Origin of the sequence: Asaia sp. BMEF1, from assembly GCF_051628905.1 — a bacterium.
Lineage (GTDB): Bacteria > Pseudomonadota > Alphaproteobacteria > Acetobacterales > Acetobacteraceae > Asaia.
In genome coordinates this window covers 235,281-250,551 of sequence record NZ_CP157575.1, presented here as the reverse complement: position 1 = coordinate 250,551, position 15,271 = coordinate 235,281, and the positions used below count along the sequence as shown (strand labels likewise).

13 protein-coding genes are annotated in these 15,271 nt (G+C 55.0%); 5 read left to right on the top strand and 8 right to left on the bottom strand.

The features are described 5' to 3' along the window. Nucleotides 1-2: 2 nt before the first annotated feature. Nucleotides 3-575, bottom strand: coding sequence for a tyrosine-type recombinase/integrase (locus tag ABHV46_RS01050; protein ID WP_438382343.1), 573 nt, complete (start codon nt 573-575; stop codon nt 3-5). Nucleotides 576-1,096: 521 nt separating this feature from the next. Then, nucleotides 1,097-1,699 (bottom strand): TetR/AcrR family transcriptional regulator, encoded by a 603-nt coding sequence (locus ABHV46_RS01045; protein WP_438382342.1) that lies wholly within the window; start codon nt 1,697-1,699, stop codon nt 1,097-1,099. Nucleotides 1,700-1,776: 77 nt separating this feature from the next. Between ABHV46_RS01045 and ABHV46_RS01040 the strand changes: the two genes are divergently transcribed. From ABHV46_RS01040 to ABHV46_RS01030, 3 genes are all read left to right on the top strand, one after another. Next, nucleotides 1,777-2,418 (top strand): HXXEE domain-containing protein, encoded by a 642-nt coding sequence (locus ABHV46_RS01040; protein WP_438382341.1) that lies wholly within the window; start codon nt 1,777-1,779, stop codon nt 2,416-2,418. A gap of 81 nt (nt 2,419-2,499) precedes the next feature. Next, a complete protein-coding gene (locus ABHV46_RS01035; RefSeq protein WP_438382340.1) occupies nt 2,500-3,171 on the top strand; it encodes a TetR/AcrR family transcriptional regulator in 672 nt (223 codons plus the stop codon). Between the two features lies 1 nt (nt 3,172). Further along, nucleotides 3,173-4,066: a DAPG hydrolase family protein gene (locus ABHV46_RS01030; RefSeq protein ID WP_438382339.1), complete on the top strand. Its 894-nt coding sequence runs from the start codon at nt 3,173-3,175 to the stop codon at nt 4,064-4,066. Between the two features lie 139 nt (nt 4,067-4,205). On the opposite strand, the gene ABHV46_RS01025 is transcribed toward ABHV46_RS01030, so the two are convergent. Further along, nucleotides 4,206-5,111, bottom strand: a complete 906-nt coding sequence (locus ABHV46_RS01025) for a LysR family transcriptional regulator (RefSeq protein ID WP_438382338.1) — start codon at nt 5,109-5,111, stop codon at nt 4,206-4,208. 84 nt (nt 5,112-5,195) lie between these two features. Here ABHV46_RS01025 and ABHV46_RS01020 point away from each other — a divergent pair, with 84 nt between their 5' ends. Continuing rightward, nucleotides 5,196-6,035 carry an SDR family oxidoreductase gene (locus ABHV46_RS01020; RefSeq protein ID WP_438382337.1) on the top strand — a complete coding sequence of 280 codons (840 nt, stop codon included), beginning with the start codon at nt 5,196-5,198 and terminating at the stop codon, nt 6,033-6,035. Nucleotides 6,036-6,574: 539 nt separating this feature from the next. Here the strand turns inward: ABHV46_RS01020 and ABHV46_RS01015 are convergent. From ABHV46_RS01015 to ABHV46_RS00995, 5 genes are all read right to left on the bottom strand, one after another. Beyond that, entirely contained in the window at nt 6,575-7,315 is a 741-nt protein-coding gene (locus ABHV46_RS01015; RefSeq protein ID WP_438382336.1) for an alpha/beta hydrolase, read from the bottom strand. A gap of 170 nt (nt 7,316-7,485) precedes the next feature. Then, nucleotides 7,486-9,678, bottom strand: coding sequence for a TonB-dependent siderophore receptor (locus ABHV46_RS01010; protein WP_438382335.1), 2,193 nt, complete (start codon nt 9,676-9,678; stop codon nt 7,486-7,488). A 95-nt stretch (nt 9,679-9,773) separates the two neighbouring features. Next, nucleotides 9,774-10,118: a DUF2946 family protein gene (locus tag ABHV46_RS01005; RefSeq protein WP_438382334.1), complete on the bottom strand. Its 345-nt coding sequence runs from the start codon at nt 10,116-10,118 to the stop codon at nt 9,774-9,776. Nucleotides 10,119-10,872: 754 nt separating this feature from the next. Next, the gene (locus tag ABHV46_RS01000) at nt 10,873-11,718 is read right to left on the bottom strand and encodes a class I SAM-dependent methyltransferase (RefSeq protein WP_438382333.1); all 846 of its coding nucleotides are present in this window, start codon (nt 11,716-11,718) and stop codon (nt 10,873-10,875) included. Between the two features lie 2 nt (nt 11,719-11,720). Next, nucleotides 11,721-13,946, bottom strand: coding sequence for a TonB-dependent receptor (locus ABHV46_RS00995; RefSeq protein ID WP_438382332.1), 2,226 nt, complete (start codon nt 13,944-13,946; stop codon nt 11,721-11,723). Between the two features lie 141 nt (nt 13,947-14,087). On the opposite strand from ABHV46_RS00995, the gene ABHV46_RS00990 reads away from it, so the two are divergent. Beyond that, nucleotides 14,088-14,933, top strand: a complete 846-nt coding sequence (locus tag ABHV46_RS00990) for a helix-turn-helix domain-containing protein (RefSeq protein WP_438382331.1) — start codon at nt 14,088-14,090, stop codon at nt 14,931-14,933. Nucleotides 14,934-15,271 lie beyond the last annotated feature (338 nt).

Genomic DNA, 15,271 nt, shown 5'->3' with positions numbered 1-15,271 from the left:
CGTCACAGGTCCGTCGCCTCTGACAAGGCCAGTGCATCTTCAACATCGACACCCAGATATCGAACCGTGCTGTCCAGCTTGGCGTGACCCAGCAGGATTTGTACTGCACGCAGATTACCGGTGCGCTTATAGATCATCGCGACTTTTGTCCGGCGCATCGAATGCGTGCCGTATTCGCCAGGGATCAAGCCAACCGCTTCCACCCACTCGTCCAGCAGACGGGCATATTGCCGCGTGCTCAGATGTGCCTTTGCACTCAGGCGACTGGGAAAGACAAAGTCCTGGAGTGAGCCACCACGATGCTCCAGCCAGGTGCGGGCGCTCTCACGCGTCGTCTCCGTGATTTCGAATTGCACCGGACGCCTCGTTTTTTGTTGTACAATCATCGCACGGCTACGAATCTGACCGCTGGTAACGACATCGCCGATGCGCAGCGTCACGAGATCGCAACCTAGAAGCTTGCTGTCGAGGGCAAGATCGAACAGCGCTCGATCACGGATCCGCCCCTCATGGGTCAGCCAGAAGCGGATGGCCCAGACGTGTTTCTCTTTCAGGGCCCGTTTGGCGCCGACCATTTTGCCAGCGTTCCACGGCGTTTGCGTTTTGAGTGTTGGTGATGGGAAGCGTATACCTTGTTTTATGACACGTTCTCCAGAACGGCTGCTTGTATGCAGCCGAGCGGAGAATGCGCTCATGTGAAGGGGAACAACATCATTTCACGGCAAATCACGGACTGTCCGCTTTAGGAAAATCAGACTGCCAGACCCTACGTCCGGGATGTAGGCGAAAGCTGACATCCTTCATTGAGCGCGGCCGTATAGGCAGGGAGATGACCTGCGCTGCATCGAAACCGTGCCTTGGAGGCAGGCTTTCTGGCCCATCCGCTGCCGTTTTCCGCACATCACACCTATTTCCGATAATAAAGATTATCGGCGGTAGGTCGGCATATTGGGGGGCGATTCCAAGGATCTCTGTCTGGAATGGCGGGGTAGCCGACGGTCTGCTTTTCGAGCGCAGCCCTCCGAAACAGACGTCGATGCCGCCACCAGCGCCGGTATCGATGCCGCATCTTAACATTAATAAGAGGAGTGGCTGCTTATGTTGGTTCAGGAACGGTAAGTGCTGCGAACACGATGCGGGTTGTTTCGGTGATGATGCGGTCGCATGAGTGCGACGAACGCTTGATCTGAAGAACTGCGGCATGGATCGTACCTGCCAGGATCGACCACGTCAGAGCATCGAACGGGCGCAGCACCCCCGCATCGGCACCTTCGCAGTGTACGGTTTGAAAAAGCATGCGGATCTCGATCAGAAAGGATGGAGGATCGTCCGGATCAAGACCGATCAGTGTGACCGCGGCACCCATGATTGCGGGGTGATCACCCCGCACGACCGCCGCGAGAATAAGCTCGAGCATGCGCGCGATGCGACTGGAAGCGGGCTCTCCGGACGCGACCACCGCGCGGAGATCGGCGACAAGTGTGGCCGCGCAGTGATCCGCCGCCGCCGCCAGCAGCGCGACCTTGTCGGGCACGTAGTTGTAGATGGTGTTACGCGCCATGCCGGCTTCACCCGCGACATCAGCAAGCGAGAGACGGTCGATCAGCTTACGCGAAAGGCAGACCTCCAGCGCTGCGATCAGCACCTTCCATGTGTGCCGATGATTGTCCGCGAGTGTAGTGGAAAAAATCCTTGGCATGGGGGCTCCCGTTCGTATTGCGACGCAACGTCGCAAAGACTAGCCTGCGAAGCTATATCGAAAAAGGGATTACCGACATGCTGAAACTCTGGACAAAGTCGATCTGGTTCTACGTGATGTTCGCGCTCGGCGCGGGCATCCTGCATACGCTCATTACGCATTGGGGCGTGTGGTCGCCCGCGGAGAAGGTGGTGGCGGCAAGTTATATCCTGCTCCCCTTCCATGCGCTGGAAGAGTGGTATCTGCCGGGTGGTTTCGCGTGGCAATATAACTGGGTCATGGGCAAGTCGTCAGAGCCCGACCAGCGACCGATGAACCAGCTCACCGACATGATCACGGTCTTCACGGCAATGTGGTTCGGCATCGTCCAGCTCTCCGTCGGTGCCGGACCCGCGATTGTGATCATGAATATCGTATTCGCGGGTGCGGAGCTTTTCATGCATACAATGTTCGGCGTCCGCATGCTGCAGCGCTTTCGCGGCCGCGGCAAACGCACGCTCTACAATCCGGGTTACGCAACCGCCATAATCGGCTTCCTGCCGATCCTCTGCACGAGCTTGTGGATGATCAGTTGCATGAAGGTGACGTTCCTCGACTCTCTCGAGGCTTTGGGTCTGATCATCGTGTTCTTCTCGTTCACCTTCATGCCCGAGAAACTCATCAAGTGGCGCAACAACGCTTTTCGCTTCAAGCCCGGCTATTACGCCCGCTTTCTCTGATCGGTCGGGGAGGCCACGAGCTGTCCCTTGCGTACATTACGAGACTGCAGTATTGTATCTAAACAGAAGACAGGAGCGTCATTGTCGCAGATCACCGATTCACCAGCTGTCCTGCAGCGCCAGTCCGGTCGTCCGCGCGACGAAACGACGGACGCCCATCTTCTGGCGGCAGCCCGTCGACTGGTCATCAGGGACGGCTACCGGGCGGTCACCATCGATTCGATCGTGACCGAAGCCGGTGTCGCCCGGCAGACGTTCTATCGTCGCTGGCCTGGCAAGGCGGAACTTGTCCTCGACGCCTTCGTAGAGGGCGAGGGCCTGAGCCCGCAGCCTGCGAGGGAAGCACTGGAGGATGAGCTCTGCAGCTTTCTGACGATGCTCTTCGAAAATTTGCGCCGGGATGGTCCCGCGATCCGCAGCCTCATCGCTTCCGCTCAAGACGATCCGAAGTTTCTGGAAAGCTTTCGCACGCGCTTCGTCGAGCCGCGCGTGTGGCTGGGCCGGGCGATCTTTGAACGGGCGGCAACGCGCGGGGAACTCGCCGGAGACGCGGATATCGGCGCCGCCCTGGACGCCTTGTATGGCGCCTTCTGGTATCGGCTCCTCTTGGGCGAGACGCTTGATGACGCTTATGCACGCGGGCTCGCCGTCCTGATTTCGCGCAGCGTCGGTTATCGCAGGTCAGCGATGTCCGGCACCTCTCAAAAGACGGGCAATGTCGCCCCCTTAACTGGAACCAAATGGGGATCCTGATATGATGCCGAAAAAACAGAGCACTATGACGCCTGTGACCTACACAGCACCTAATTTGCAGGACCTCTTCAAGGAGTCCGCGGCGGCGATCGGAAAGACCGATTTCGCGGAATTCCTTAATGAACGGCTGCTCGTACCGGAATCGTCCGCACTAGGACTTGCCGCAGGCCCGATGGAGCCCGCGCCGGACATGGCCCCCACGCCGGAAAATCTCAACAGGATGTTCGCGCCCGACTACGAGGTGCCGGATTATGGCTGGACCGTTCTCGATGGACCGACGATGCACGTCCGCAGCCGTGTCGATTTCCCCGGCGCCACGCCGGAAATGTTCAAATGGTGGTTCTGCTGGCACGCGATAGAGCCTAGCCGCTATATGCTCTGGTATCCCCACGGCCATCTCTCGGCGACGGTCGAGGACCCGAAACGTTTGACGGATGCCAGCCTGACGCTTGAGGAGCGGTATTACGAAAATCGTTCGGAAGTCGTCGAATATCTCGGACGTTTCCTGCTCAAGAGCACGATCCGGTTCTGCGACCCCTCCATTCTTGGCGTAGATATGAATCGCTATGCCGCGGCAGGTTTCCAGGCGAGCGCGAGCGGGCTGCTGGAACTTCCCGGTCACCCGGACATCACGATCGGCCTGATGATCCACATGGTGCGACCAACATCGACGGGCATGGAACTGTTCAGCCGCTATTGGATCGGCGCGCACCCTGCTCTTGCCCGCTTCCCGGGTGCGGACAAGGGCAAGGAGCTTCTCGCCGGCGCCGGCATGGATGATGCGGAACAGCTCAAGCTGATGGCCTACGAGCTGGCGGTGCACGATATGAGCGAGTTCAACAATCTCGCGCGCTTCCTCCCAGCACTCTATCAAAAGTATGACGGCAAACTCTGATGGCCGAATTGCAGCACGTGTAGACCTCCTGAAGGGACAGACCACGGCGTCAGGTGCACACCGTATCAGCTATTGAGGCAGGTCTGCTTTTCGGAGCACGTGGGATCGCCTCCTACGTCCGAGAAGAGGGCGAAATTCGTCATATGCCCTGCTCGCGCAGCACGTCGATAAAAGCGCGCAGAGCCGCCGGCACGCGTCTGTGGCCCGCGTAATACAGGCACATGCCAGGCCCGGGAGGGGACCAACCTGCAAGCAGGTGCACCAATCGACCGGTTTTCAGTCGCGCACGCACCGCTGGTTCGGGCACATAGGCGATGCCGAGCCCCGCGCAGGCGGCCTCCACCATCAAGGCGATATCGTCCAGTACCAGCGAGGCGGAAATATCCAGCACGATATCCTGGCCGTCCTTCGAGAATTCCCAAGCATCATAAAGACGCCCGCCCGGTAGACGGTGTCCGATACAACGATGGTAGCGCAGATCGTCAGGCACCTGCGGTAATGAAGCGTCCGTCCGATAAGATGGTGCGGCCACGGCGATGAAACGCACCGGGCCGCCAAAGGGCACGGCGATCATGTCCTGAGGGACGGCGTCGGCCAGGCGCACACCTGCGTCGAAGCCCTGCGCCACGATATCTACCAAGCGGCCATCTGCCGTCAGATCGAGCACTACACCGGGATATTGCTCTAGGAAGACGGGTACGGCTCTGCCGAGAAGAATGCCGATCGCCGTCGCGCCGGCATTGATCCGGAGCCTGCCGCTCAGGACGCCCTGCGCTTCCGAAAAACGATCCAGGGCGTGATCGAAGCTTTCCAGAACCGGACCGATCCCTGCGAGCAGACTCGATCCCGCTTCGGTAGGGGCCACGCTGCGGGTCGTGCGGTTCAGCAGGCGACGCCCAAGTCTCTGTTCCAGGCTCTGCACTGTGTGGCTGAGAGCCGAGCGAGAAACGCCCAGATGAACTGCGGCTCGCGTGAAGCTGCGATGTTCGATAACGGTTGCGAACGCGATCAGATCATTCAGCGAAGGGCGGGTGGTGATTGTCAACTTATGCTCACCAGATCATGCGGATTGTTCAGTCTAATCGTTCTTCCGATGAATGCCTATCATGGTGGGTAAGGAGACATCATCATGGCAAAGACCTGGCTCATCACGGGAACATCGAGCGGTTTCGGCGCGGTGCTGACTGCAAGGCTTTTGAAGCGGGGCGATCGCGTGTTGGCGACCACGCGCCGCTCCGAGACACTGGCGGAACTTGCGTCGCAATATCCGCAGACGCTTCGCGTATTGTCGCTCGATCTCGCGGATTCGGAGGCATTACTTCGGACCGTCGATGACGCTTTTGCCTCCGAAACCCGGATCGACGTCGTGGTCAGCAATGCGGCCTACGGGTTGTTCGGTGCGGCGGAGGAACTGAGCGACGCGCAGATTGACCGTCAGATCGCGATCAATCTAACGGCCTCGATTCAGTTGATTCGCGCGGCACTGCCGCATTTGCGCGCACAGGGCGGTGGCCGGATCGTGCAATTCTCATCCGAAGGTGGCCAGATCGCCTATCCCGGTTTCAGCCTCTATCACGCGACGAAATGGGGCATCGAAGGCTTTGTCGAGGCCGTGGCGCAGGAAGTCGCAGGTTTCGGCATCGCGTTCCTGCTGGTTGAGCCGGGGCCAACGCAGACGGGCTTTCGCGCAGCCCTGGAACAGGCACCCGAACTGGAAGCATATCGAGGCACCCCTGCCCAGACCGTGCGCGATGCCATTGACAGTGGCAGCTTCGTAATAAATGGAGATGTCCAAAAAGGCACGGATGCAATCATCGCAACGGTCGATGGCACCGAGATGCCGCTTCGGCTTGCGCTCGGCAGCACGGCTTACAACAATATAGCCCGCGAGCTGGAAAGCCGCCGCGCGGCTTTGGAGGCGCAAAAGGCGATCGCGCTCCATGCGGATCGGGATGCACCATCAAGGTGATGTCGGCTTACGAGAAGACGTGCAAGGCAACGCTATGTCCGGCATGACGGCGAAAGCTGACATCCTCCATTGAGCGCGGCCGTATAGGCAGGGAGATGATCTGCGCCGCATCGAAAGCGAGCCTCTGAGGCACGCTTTCTGCCCGATCCGCTGCAGTTTCACGTCCACTAGCCCTACTTCCGATAATAAGAAGAAACGGAAGTAGAAAAAATGGCGGAAGAACGCCAGTTTTCACTCATCGGCAATCTTATCTCGCTACGCCTTATCGCCCGATCCGAAACAGCAGGCTCGAGAAGTTTTCCATGAAGGCCGCAGGACGCAAAACCGTAGCGGGCAAGCATGGTAAGGCACTGTGCCGCTCGATGATCAGTTTTCTCTGGAAACGGAGCACGCCGCACCGCCACTCCACCCCACCCGTAGAGCACTGAAGGACAGAGGTAATAAGCTGGTGAGGCTCCACCGTCACGATCTGGCGAGTGACAGAACGGCAAGCCCTCTGCTGGCAGCTTCATTTTGAGGCATATGCAGCGTGCCACCGCTCACTCGAGCTTTCGCGCCTTTAGCCACCAGATAAATTCATCAAGCCAGTAATCGCTTGTCGTCCCCTGCGGGGCAAGGCTAAAGCCATGTCCCCCATGCCCGTAGATATGAAGCTCCGCATCGACCCCGGCCCGACGCCACGCCGTATAGATCTGCACGGCGTCCATTGGCAGCAGTGGGTCGTCGCTGGCCGCAGCGATGAAAGCCGGGGAGGCGTCTGAGGGGATTGGTCCACGAAGTCCGCCATACAGGATGCCAACGAATGCAGGACGCGTTTCTTTGGCACCTATCGACAGATCGACAGCAAGAAACGCTCCTGTCGAGAAACCCAGGAAGCCAATCCGTACAGGATCGATCCCCCAGTCCCTGGCATGCGCTTTCACGAGGAATATTGCTCGTTGCGCATCCTCCAGAGCGTGCGCCTCCCCCGCAAAGGGAGGAACGGGTTCCGTCGAAGCCTCCTTGGCGCGCTTCGTGATCGCCTGCATTTCCCGCAGATGAGTAGCGGGCATGTGCATGCCGGTATCAGGGCTCCTTATCGTGCGATATTTAAGAACCAGCGCGGTATAGCCCCGTTCGGCTAGCGCACGTGCAATATCGACGCCTCCCTGCTGGTAATCGATCCCGACAAATCCCCCACCTGGAGCGACAATCACTGCCGTTCCGTTCGCGTGATTTTTGCCAGGTCTGAACACCTCGAGAGTGGGCTCACTGACGTTGAAGACGATCGGGTCTGCCATGCCGTTAATCCGGGCAACAGTTTCCGGCACGCCAGGCGTCGGCAATTCGCCCTTACTGTAGAGAGAATATACCTGGCGATCCCCGGCTGCGGGCATGTGGGCAACGCCAAGGGCACAAGGCGAGAAGATTGAGAGTAATGCTGCAGAAACGAAAAAACGGATCTTCCTCATCACAGCCGGACCTTAAGCGTAACATATGCCGATAGCGGCTGGAGCGGGGCGATGACAGGATTGCCCATGTAGGAATAGGGATCCCACGCTTTGCGATTGCCTAGATTTACGATCGAGATACCAAGAGTATATCGATCGAAGGAATAGGCTGCTTGCGCATCGAACACCGCATAGCCGGGAACAGCGATCGTATTGGGCAGTGTCAGCTGGCGGGAGGTATAGGCCGTCATACCTGCGCCGAAGGACAGACCTTTGGCCCATCCGTGGAGGAGGCGGTACCGGGCAGCAACACGGCCGCTGTTCTTGGGAACGCGGGCAATCCGGTCCCCAGGAGAGACGCCGTTGTCACGTGTATCGGTAAAGGCGTAGTTCGCAAGAACCGAAAAGGCCGGGCTTGGCTCCCAGATAAGGTCGGCCTCGAAACCACGCGCGCGTTGACTCCCGCTTTGCACATAGTAGCCGACATTGGTCATGTCCGGCACGGCCACGTTGTCATGTGTCTGATGAAACAGGGCCAGAGTGCCTGAAAGACCCGTGCCGGGTAAGGCAAGCTTGAGACCAGCTTCTACGTTACGGGATTTTTCCGGTTTGGGAGGTTGCAATCCAAGAAAACCGAACGCTGCGCGAAATGCAGTCGAGTAGCCGGCATAAAGAGCAAGGCCGTGCACAATGTCAAAGGTACCCCCGATGCGGGGCGAAACATGGTAATAAGTCTTGTTGTTTGAGACACCAAAGTCGGTTGCCTCTTGGAACTTCAGCGCCGTGAAGCGCAATCCGCCCGTGATATGTAGGCGCCCGTAGCTCGCCTGGTCCTGAACATAGGCTGCGTAGGTCTTGTAATGATCATCCGTATAGGAATTGACCGGTAGCTGCGCCACGTAATGCAGGTCATAAACCGGGTGGGCAAGATCAATCGTGCCCAATGGAGTATCCCTCACACCAAATCCCATGGCACTGTAAAAGCTGGTCCAATCGTAATTAAGGCCGCCGACAAGCTGATGTGTCCAACCCAGCATGTGCAGCTTCGCCGACAGATTGGCATCCAGCGTCGCTTCCTTGACCCGGTTATGCATGAGGATAGGGGAGACGTCATATACGGTCGGTGCGGAGGGGTCTGTGGGAAAGATGTCCGGGTCAATGAAGCTCCCATATTCATGGACTGTGTTGCTGTAATAGCGCCCCGTGACCGTGAGTTTGACTGTGTCCGAAAGCGCATGGTGCAGCGCCACGAAAGCAGAACGATTGATGTTCTTGGTTAGGGGCTGACCGAGGGGAGAGCCGGGGAAGGCATAGCGATTCAGCTTGCCGGCCAAGGCCATATCCGCTGGGAGACCTGAATATTCGAGGTTGCGTCTGTCGTTATACTGACCGCGCAGCACCAGGTCGGTTTTTGAGTCGATCCGATAGAGGAGGCTGGGCTGCAATGAAAAACGTGCGCCATGAACGCGATCGATATAGCTCTTGTCGCTGAGATACTCGCCCGTGAGACGAAACGATACTCTGGAAGAAAGCCTGAGATTGATATCCCCAGATGGATTGAGTGTGGTGTAGCTTCCCCCGCGCATCGCGACGTATCCGCCAGTCTTATCACTTGGTAGCTCGGACTCAATGTTGATGACGCCACCAAGTGGCGTCCCCAAGCCACCACCATACAACGTGGCATTGGGCCCTTTCAGGACATCGATACGTTCGACGCCGACCAGCGCCGTTGGCGCGAAAGCCTGCTGATTGCCTGCAAACAGAGGCAGTCCGTCAAGATAGACCTCCGCGGGGAAGCCACGAATGATCGGTGGGATGAACAGAATGCCATCTGTCCTGGTGGGAGTTATGCCAGAGACATTCACGAGTGCCGCGCTCAGGGAGTGACTGTCCTGCTCCTGTATCAGCGTACGCGTAATGACCTGAACGGACTGAGGCACCTGTATGAGCGGCGTATTGGTACGCGTCGCAGCTGATGATATCGGCGCGGCATAGGTTTGACGCTGTCCGGTCACAGTTATTGTTTCGCCAGACCAGTTCGACGTCGGCGTTTGTTCAGCCGTGTTATCCTGTTTCTTGCGAAGAACAGATTTGGCCGACTGATTCGTGGCTTGATCGGATGCGAAGGCAGAGGGGTAACATGTAAGAGCGACAAATGCGCAGCCGCAAGCTAGCTTCCATGCATTGGCTGCACAGATAAATGATATGTCCACGGGAGGAATTCCGGATCCAGGATACTGGGCACGACAACACGGTGACGCAGCGCATCGGAGCCACTGCATTCAAAGTGTCGTAGCTAAAGGCAGGATCAGAAGCTCAGGGGCGGACCGGTAGGCGGCGGTAATCCGGCAAGGCGCAGGACGGGCGGTGCTCGCGACGGAGGCAGAACATAAGCCGCCTGATAGATCAGCGCGACAATCAGCAGAACAATGATAACCGGGCCAAGGATAACGTTTGCCAGATGAAGTAGGGGGCATAACGCACAATAGCCCCCGTCATGGTGATGATGACGGTCGGGGGATCCTGATGGCGCGTCTGTAATGCCCGACCCGTCCATGCCCGGCATATCGTCACAGGCTGACATGGCTTGCCCGTCGTCCGGATGGAAGCCAATGTCGAAACCGGTCAGACGCTCAAGGGTTTGACGGGGCATCTCGCCCTGCCGAGCCTGGCTCTGTATCGTCAGTTGGCCAAGCAAACCGACAAGTATGAGCAGGACAAGGAATCCTCTCAGCCATATACTCGGCGACCTGTCAGTCCGGTGGGTACTGCGATATGCCAAGTGCCTGCTTCGTCGGAATGAGGTTTGAGACATCGAAAAACACCGCTCTGGGCATCTTATAAAGAAAAGGATTGCTCCGCTTACATTCGAGCGCTGCTAGTGTCTGCTGCGTGCGTCAGCGGGCAGAAGCAGTTCACATTGCAGCGATCCTTTGAAGTGGATTCTTTCGATCTCATTCAGCGCCGTTTTCTGCCCATCCACCCCACTTCCGATAATATAATGAAACGGAAGTAGGTCAGTGTATAGGAGGCCGCCCAGAAATTCGGTACAGGCAAGATGTCGGTTATCGGGAAGGGATAATATGAAGTCGCCATTAGCAATATTCGCGTCTGTAGACAGTTTCTTGGCAATCTGGGTCATTGCTAAGCCTTCTGATCCGTCAAATCGCCTGCTGTCATATTCATGACATCGTACCGACCGCGTTAGAGCGAGCGATGAAACGGCATAATGATCCCGAATTACAATAGTACTCTCGCGCGCGATGAATCCTCGAAGCGCAGGCTGCATGCGGTGTTGTAATTCCGCGGGTAACGATGACGCACCGTAAAGCAGTATGCTCAGACGATAAGTGGACTGGCTGCTGGAAGGCAAGAATCCCAAAACACGGCAATTAACGCGCATTATCTCACGTGGAGAAACAACACCCACTATAGGGAATCCTTCCCCAAGTAGAGGCCTGATATAGCCATTTAAAAAAAGCAGCGCCAGCACCCAATCCGCTCATTAAGTTATATGCCTCCAAAAGAGTCAATTCTGGAAACATTCGAATCAAATCTTCAGGCTGATTAACTCCAACAGAAAACTTGGCACCAGTGGATCTAACGCTCCTATTTCTTCTCGAGGATCTAGCAAGTACAAGGGAAATAAGATCTACAACTATGAATATTTTGCAATTATTTTCGTTCCCGAACTCTATCAAAGCCGTCAGAATTGCATGGATCGTGTCACGGTCAAGGTACAGGAATACTCCTTCAGCGAAGAAAATTATGGGCTGCCCCCTAATTGGTTTTACGTTTTCCAGCCACGAAGCGGGATGCAAAATTTCCGACACGAGCTCTGCACGGCGCCATTGCTGCGGAACAAATCTGCAACGCAGGTCATGAACATCCGGTAACTCCACATCAATCCAAGACGCGAATTCAAGGCTCGCAAGTCTTGATTGTCTGACATCAAGACCCGATCCAAAGCTTATACATGTCGCTCCGGTGTGTTGTGCCAGGAGGCGGGAGACGACCCCGTCGAACCACATGGCGCGTATAACAGCCCCACGCATCGTTTTCCTGTCGTTCTTGAAACGATTGACATCCAGAGCAATGGCGCGCGCTATATCTTCAGCAACGGGATCCTCAAATTTCAAATCGGGATTCTCGCGAGGAGCCAGAACTCGGGCTGCAAGTGTGATGAGCATTGTTTCTGTCACCCCCGTCAGCCGGGTGGCATCAAGAACATGAGCGTTGGTGACCTCTTTCATTTTTATATCTTTCCTGAGATCTCAAGCCCGAAAATTCTCGGGGCGCTTAGTGAACCGTATAAATTCCCGTCTCTGCCGAAAGCGAGGTTATCGAGGGCCAGACCATCAAAACGACGCCTGTTCGTCAGATTCTCGACGAATAAACGCCCGGTATAATGCTTCGCCTCAAAGCCTGTTTGTAGCCCAACGACACTAGTTGCCGGCTGAAATGCTCTATTACGTTCATCAAGAGCCATTTTACCGTTGAAATTCACTTCTGCTCTGATGAAAAAGCCAGATTTGTGCCGATAATAAGCGGCGATTAGCGCATTGTACTGGGGAGTAAGCATTACGTGATTTCCCCTCAGATTTCCTCCTGGGTTAACAACTAGATGCTTATAGCGCGCGTCATTATACCCAATATTTCCGATTAGGGATAAACCCCGTGCGATCTTGTAATCGGTTTCGACTTCGAAACCTCGAGATCGCATAGCGGCACCGGAACCGATGTAATCCGAAGTTACTGGCCGCCCACTGGAATCCGTCGCGACTTGTATCTCCTGCCAATTGTCGCAATCTATATTATATATCGTACCTGATATATGCCCTTTTTTATCAGGCGTTCTCCACTTGAACCCTATCTCCTCGGTCCACAGGGACTCACTTCTGTATTTAAGAATTTTGCTATCATCGATACCAGCTTGGACTGCTGATAGATTGAAGCCGCCGGGTATGAAGCCTTTGGCAGCGCTCGCGTACACCGACAGATCATCCAGCACTCGATATCGAATTGCGAAGCGAGGCAGAATCTGAGGAAACACGTTCGATAGCTTGACGGCGCGATAGGCGATGATACCAGATGGGCCCAAATCGAGACTACCAGCGGCTTGCCGACTGTTCCGGTGTGCCCTGTCGTATCGGAGACCTGCGGTGAATGTGATCCGGCTGAGAAAACTCGGGGTATAGCTAATGTTACCGAACAGGCTGTCGTCTCTCCCGTGTGAGTACTGCAGTGGAGCACGATTGTAGCTCGTCAGGGTCCCTGGACCGACCTCAGTACCCAGAGTTTCGCTTTTACCTTGACCATAAACGGAGACCCCGAGCATATATTCAATTGGTTTGTGGTCTGGCGACGTAAATCTAAGCTCCGTATTCCATATGTTACTGTTATTATATATTTCACCGGCCAATATTGGGGCCGCAGTCATGTCAAGATCATAACCGCGACTATCGACCGTTTCGTGTCGATATGATCCTGCAATATTGAAGCGCCCGTAGGGAAGGCGCCATTCTCCACTCATTCCACCAACTTCTTCATTCTTATTCGTCAACTTCGGGGCATCGTTGGCGTAAGTAAACGATGATATATTTTTGCTTCTATTAAATAGACTGCCGTAAGTTTGATTATATTTTGATATATCGAGGGGTACGTACTCATACTCAAACATACCTGGAGCATAAGTCTTGAGACCATAACCCAAGGCGTTTATTGTGATATTTTCAGTTGGAGTCCAGCGTACACGCGCCTGCCCGTAAGTCTTTTCCAGGTAGCCGCGCGTACCGTTATATGGCGCAATATTATATAGGTAACTGTTTCCGTCGGAACGCATGAAAGCAAGCGACGCTACGAGCTTGTCTTTTATGAGAGGACCTCCAACGAAGCCGTCGGTCATCGTCTCGTAACCATGCTCGAAACCGCTCATAGTTGTCCGCAGTTGCGCTTCTCTTGCGTTTGTAGGTGCTTTGGTTGACACTAGGATCAAACCTGACTCACTATTCGCACCATAGAGAGTTCCTTGCGGGCCTCGTAGTACTTCAACAGACTCTACTTCGTTCAGTACTGAATTGCTTATTTCTCGGAATGGTATGCCGTCAATATAAACGGCGGCTCTGTTGACCAAATAAGGATTTGATTCAACACCCCTTATCGATATGTACATATTACTCAGCTGTCCTGCAGCATTGAAATGCACGTTAGGAACCAGGCGATCGATTTGCCGTAGATCACGTATGCGCGCCTGCTCGAGTATTTCTTTGGTAAGGACCGTCACAGCGACATCGCTCGCAAGGAAGCTCGTCGCTCTTTTCGTTCCTCTGACCACAATATCTTCAGAGGTTTGTTTAGCCGGTCTTTTTTTGTTCAGCTCTTCCGCAGGAAGCGTCGTCGCGGCCAAGCTTTTAGACTGTGATATTGGTATAAGGGCAATCAGTAAGAGATGACGAGCTGTCATCAGGATCACTTTCGACATTTCGGTGGCTTGCTGCAATCAGTTGATAATGGATTGCAACAAGTGTAGGGAGGGCCTGTGGCGATGCCGCTCCAAAAACGTCATTTCCCCTCCGGAAACGGTAAAATCCTTTCGAAGGGGGTACTTCGAGCTAGGATTTAAATGTCGCGACCTGCTCATCCCGCATCTGACAATGTCCCGAAGTCTGTGGCATCCAGAGATGGAAACGTTATCCTGCTCCAGGGTCGCTTTGCCGCCTACTCGGGTTGTTATAATATCGGGCGACATACGTATATTGGCTTATCTATGGGAACTGCTGGACGTCTCTATAGGCGGAGCTGTGCTGGCATTATCGACGTGAATTGGCGTTCAGGTCAGATAGGGGTGGCGTTGGGACACTCCGAGGGAGAGGGGAGGTCCCCCGACATTCGAATAACTGCTCTGGGTATCGACCTCCGTCGCTATTTTTCGGACAATGATATCCTTGGTCCCGCTCCCGATTTGACGGCTGCCGCCATGCGCTTGAATGATGACCCATTGCTGGTAAACATCATCAAAGCCATGTGGGCAGAAGCTGAGATAGCAGGTCATACCACATCATTTTTTGACCATTGCGTACTGAGATTGCTCGATAGACTCGCGAGCCTGGATAATCATATCCTCAAAGCACCCGTACAAGTCAGGGCTCTTGGTTATAAGACCGAAGCCGCCATCAGAGACTACATTGAATCGCGCCTCGAGGACGACCTAAGTGTCCGTGAATTGGCGCTACAATTTGATCGTGACGTCAAAAGCTTCACAAGGGCGTTCCGTCAGAGCTTCGGTCGGAACCCATTCTCTTATATTACCCGCCGCAGGATGGAACGTGCTCAAACATTGATTTCACAGGGGTATAACATAACAGAAGCAGCATGCTCCTTGGGATATTGCAATCCCAGTAAATTTTCAGCCGCTTTTCGACGAGAATTTGGAATCACTCCTTCCAAATGGAAATTTGATCAGTCCTGACGATCAATTTTTCTCACCGCCGACAATGAGATCGGTACTGATCTAACGGACCTTCCGCATGTTCAACGCGGCACTACCTGTGGCCACGATCAAAGCTTTCGGTCTCATGCCCTCTGCAAGCGCGCTCGAAGAGGCTTTCTTATCCATAGTTCGCAATTTTGGATTTTTGACCTATATCCGGCAATAAGAAGGAACGGAAGGGGAAAAACCGGCGGAAATCTCCTATTCTGGCTAGTATCGGTCTTATATTTGTGTGTATTATTTGATATCAATCTCTAAAAAAGACGAGAATTTTCTTCAGCAATTCGTTTCCCGTCGCTGTGCCTGATCCGGCAAGG

Coding starts and splice junctions, on each gene's coding strand:
- ABHV46_RS01050 (WP_438382343.1), bottom strand. CDS start 575: ATGGTCGGCGCCAAACGGGCCCTGAAAGAGAAACACGTCTGGGCCATC.
- ABHV46_RS01045 (WP_438382342.1), bottom strand. CDS start 1,699: ATGCCAAGGATTTTTTCCACTACACTCGCGGACAATCATCGGCACACA.
- ABHV46_RS01040 (WP_438382341.1), top strand. CDS start 1,777: ATGCTGAAACTCTGGACAAAGTCGATCTGGTTCTACGTGATGTTCGCG.
- ABHV46_RS01030 (WP_438382339.1), top strand. CDS start 3,173: ATGATGCCGAAAAAACAGAGCACTATGACGCCTGTGACCTACACAGCA.
- ABHV46_RS01020 (WP_438382337.1), top strand. CDS start 5,196: ATGGCAAAGACCTGGCTCATCACGGGAACATCGAGCGGTTTCGGCGCG.
- ABHV46_RS01015 (WP_438382336.1), bottom strand. CDS start 7,315: ATGGCAGACCCGATCGTCTTCAACGTCAGTGAGCCCACTCTCGAGGTG.
- ABHV46_RS01005 (WP_438382334.1), bottom strand. CDS start 10,118: ATGCCCCGTCAAACCCTTGAGCGTCTGACCGGTTTCGACATTGGCTTC.
- ABHV46_RS01000 (WP_438382333.1), bottom strand. CDS start 11,718: ATGAAAGAGGTCACCAACGCTCATGTTCTTGATGCCACCCGGCTGACG.
- ABHV46_RS00995 (WP_438382332.1), bottom strand. CDS start 13,946: ATGTCGAAAGTGATCCTGATGACAGCTCGTCATCTCTTACTGATTGCC.
- ABHV46_RS00990 (WP_438382331.1), top strand. CDS start 14,088: ATGTCGCGACCTGCTCATCCCGCATCTGACAATGTCCCGAAGTCTGTG.